Origin of the sequence: Actinoplanes sp. NPDC051633, assembly GCF_040681735.1 — a bacterium.
Classification (GTDB): domain Bacteria; phylum Actinomycetota; class Actinomycetes; order Mycobacteriales; family Micromonosporaceae; genus Actinoplanes.
In genome coordinates this window covers 1-3333 of record NZ_JBFAZH010000880.1, presented here as the reverse complement: position 1 = coordinate 3333, position 3333 = coordinate 1, and the positions used below count along the sequence as shown (strand labels likewise).

The window sequence follows — 3333 nt, the reverse complement described above, 5'->3', positions numbered from 1 at the left end:
TGCCCCCCCCCCCCGCCGGGCGTGTGGGTGTGCCCGTCTAGCCCCCGGGCCGCCCCCCCCCCGCCTCAGATAATCCCCTTGAGCGGCGCCGCCGGGATCGAGGCGGAGGAGGGCAGTGTCACCGTCCTGCTCGACCCGCAGGAGTTCCACTACAACCCGCTCGGCACGGTGCACGGCGGCGTGATCGCCACACTGCTGGACACGGCCGCCGCGTGCTCGGTGCACACGACGCTGCCGGCCGGCGTGGGCTACACCTCGCTGGACCTCAACGTGAAGTTCCTGCGGCCGGTCACCATGGACTCCGGGCGGCTGACCTGCCGTGGCGAGGTGCTGCAGCGGGGCCGGCGCACCGCCCTGGCCGAGTCACGGCTGACCGACGCCCAGGGCCGGCTGCTGGCCCACGCCACGTCAACCTGCCTGATCTTCAACCCCTGAGATCACGGGTACGCGGTCCGCGGCCGGCGGTTCCCATGAGCTCGCGTCGGCCTCGATCTGCTCGCCGGATCGGATGTCCTTGACCGTGTCCGGCTCACCGGGGAACCACACGAACGGGATGCCGCGCCGCTCGGCGAAGCGGATCTGCTTGCCGAACTTCGCAGCCGTCGGCGCCACCTCGGTGTTGATCCCGCGGCTGCGCAACGCGCCGGCGATCCGGTCGCACTCGGCCCGCTGATCCTCCTGCGGCAACGCGACCAGCACGCACGTCGGCACCTTGCGGGAGACGCCCAGCGCGTCGTGGCCGAAGAGCAGGCCGAGCAGCCGGGACACGCCGATCGAGATGCCGACGCCCGGGAAGCGCTCGGCGCCCGACGACGCCAGGTTGTCGTACCGGCCGCCCGAGCAGATCGAGCCGAAGCGCTCGTACCCGCGAAGCTGGGTCTCGTAGACGGTGCCGGTGTAGTAGTCCAGGCCGCGCGCGATCTTCAGCTCGGCGCGCACCAACCCGGGCGAGTGCCGCCCGGCGGCCTCGACGACCTGCAGCAACTCGCCGAGGCCCTCGTCGAGCAGGTCGTTCTCGACGCCGAGCTTGCGCACCGAGTCCACGAACGAGCCGTCCTCGGCCGCGATGGCCGCCAGGTCGAGGCAGGCGGCGGCCTGCGCCGCCGTCGCACCGGCCGTCTCCACGAGCTGCGCGGTGACCTTGTCCGGGCCGATCTTGTCCAGCTTGTCCACGGTACGCAGGACCTGGTCGGTGTCCTCGAGCCCCAGCCCGCGATAGAACCCCTCGCACACCTTGCGGTTGTTGACCTGGATCACGGCCGGCGGGAGCGGCAGCGACCGGAACGCGTCGCCGATCACCAGCGGCATCTCGGTGTCGTAGTGGAACGGCAGCGTGTCGCGGTCCACCACGTCGATGTCGGCCTGCAGGAACTCGCGGTACCGGCCCTCCTGCGGGCGCTCACCCCGCCACACCTTCTGGATCTGGTAGCGGCGGAACGGGAAGTTGAGCTTGCCGGCGTTCTCCACCACGAAGCGGGCGAACGGCACGGTCAGGTCGAAGTGCAGCCCGAGCGACAGGTCGTCGGCGGCATTCGGATCCTCCTGCAGGCGGCGCAGGAGGTACACCTCCTTCGACGTCTCACCCTTGCTGAGCAACGTGTCGAGCGGCTCGACGGCCCGCGTCTCCAGCGGCGCGAAGCCGTACAGCTCGAAGGTGTTCCTGATTCGGTCCAGGACGTACTGCTCGATCATCCGCTGGGGCGGCAGCCACTCAGGGAAGCCGGAAATGGGCACGTGGATCTCCGTTGATTACCGAGCGCTCCGGTCAACCAGCTCCAGCAGGAACGGGTTGGACGCGCGCTCACGGCCGATGGTGGTCTCGGGACCGTGGCCGGGCAGGACGACGGTGTCGTCGGCCAGCGGCAGGATCTTGTCCCGCAGGCTGGCCAGCATCGTGTCGGTGCTGCCACCCGGCAGGTCGGTGCGTCCGATCGAGCCCGCGAAGAGCACGTCGCCGGAAAGGCAGAGCTGCTCGGCCTCCCACGCCGAGCCCGCCCCCGGCAGGCGGAACAGCACCGACCCGCCGGTATGGCCGGGCGCGTGGTCGACGGTCACCTCGAGCCCGGCCAGGCTCAGCGTGGCGCCGTCGGTCAGCTCGGCGACGTCCTCGGGCACCGCATACGCGATCCGGCCGCCGAACATCGCCTCGAGGCTCATGCTCAGTCCCTTTTCCGGATCGGCGAGCATCTCGAGATCACCGGGGTGGATGTACGCGGTGATGCCGCGCGCGCCGCACACCGGGGCGACGGAGAACGTGTGGTCGAGGTGGCCGTGGGTGAGCAGGACGGCGGCCGGGTGCAACCGGTGCTCGGCGAGCACCTCGGCGAGCGTGTCGAGCACGCCGATGCCCGGGTCGACGATCAGGCACTGCTCGCCGGGCGCGGAGGCCACGACGTAGCAGTTGGTGCCGAACGCCTCCGCCGGGAAGCCGGTGACCAGCACTCGCGGCGCCCCTCTCCAGGTCGTTGGTGACAATTCGAATGCTATGAGCCTAGCGGGGGCGGGCGCACACCACTTTCTCAGGACGTACCCGTACACTCTTGCGGCGTGGCGGCTCGGGCCACGACGGTCGGGGAAGGAACGCACAGAAGTGGCATCCAGCAGGGACCGCCAGCGCAAGCTCGCGCGGGAGAAGCTCGAACGGCAGAAGGCGCGGCGGGCGGTCAAGGAGCGTCGTACGCGCCGGATCCGGGCCGGCGTCGGCGCCGTCCTGGCGGTTCTGGTGATCGCGGGTGGCGTGGCCTGGCTGGGTGGCGCGTTCGACAGGGACCCGCCGGCCGATCCGGCCGCCGACGACATCTGCGCCTGGACGCCACAGAGCACCTCCACCACTCCGGAGCTGAAGGATGTCGGCACGCCGCCGACCGACGGCATCGCCACCAGCGGCACCCGGGAGATGAAGGTCGTCACCAGTCAGGGAACGATCGCGGCGAGCCTCAACCTGGGCACCGCGCCGTGCGGCGGCGAGAGCATGTCCTACCTGGCCGGCAAGAAGTTCTACGACAACACCGAGTGCCACGAGATCACCGCCTTCGGCGCGCTGCGCTGCGGCGACCCGAGCGGCACCGGCCGCGGCGGGCCGACGTACACGTTCTACAACGAGGACGTGCCGGCGCTGCCGACGCCCGGCCCGAGCGCGTCCGCAGCGCCGCCGCCGGCCGCACCGGCCTACCCGGCGGGTACGGTCGCGCTGATCAGCGACCCGCCCGGCAACAACGGCAGCCAGTTCCTGGTGTTCCTCAAGGACTACTCCCCCAAGGACCAGGCGCTCTACCCGATCCACGGCAAGGTCACAACCGGTCAGGACGTCCTCGCGACTCTAATACTCTGAAC

Annotated in this window: 4 protein-coding genes; 2 read left to right on the top strand and 2 right to left on the bottom strand. The window is 70.7% G+C overall.

The window, feature by feature from the left end:
- A partial coding sequence (locus AB0M20_RS33800) for a PaaI family thioesterase (protein ID WP_364304403.1) occupies positions 1–435 on the top strand: 435 nt, incomplete at its 5' end.
- Here AB0M20_RS33800 and hisS read toward each other — a convergent pair.
- Both hisS and AB0M20_RS33790 read right to left on the bottom strand, forming a co-directional pair.
- On the bottom strand, positions 409–1734 hold the full coding sequence (gene hisS / locus AB0M20_RS33795; protein WP_364304402.1) for a histidine--tRNA ligase: 1326 nt from the start codon (positions 1732–1734) through the stop codon (positions 409–411). The two genes, AB0M20_RS33800 and hisS, sit on opposite strands and share 27 nt — an antisense overlap.
- Before the next feature lie 15 nt (positions 1735–1749).
- Positions 1750–2442 carry an MBL fold metallo-hydrolase gene (locus tag AB0M20_RS33790; RefSeq protein WP_364304401.1) on the bottom strand — a complete coding sequence of 231 codons (693 nt, stop codon included), beginning with the start codon at positions 2440–2442 and terminating at the stop codon, positions 1750–1752.
- Between the two features lie 148 nt (positions 2443–2590).
- Between AB0M20_RS33790 and AB0M20_RS33785 the strand changes: the two genes are divergently transcribed.
- Entirely contained in the window at positions 2591–3331 is a 741-nt protein-coding gene (locus tag AB0M20_RS33785; RefSeq protein ID WP_364304400.1) for a peptidylprolyl isomerase, read from the top strand.
- Positions 3332–3333: the final 2 nt, after the last annotated feature.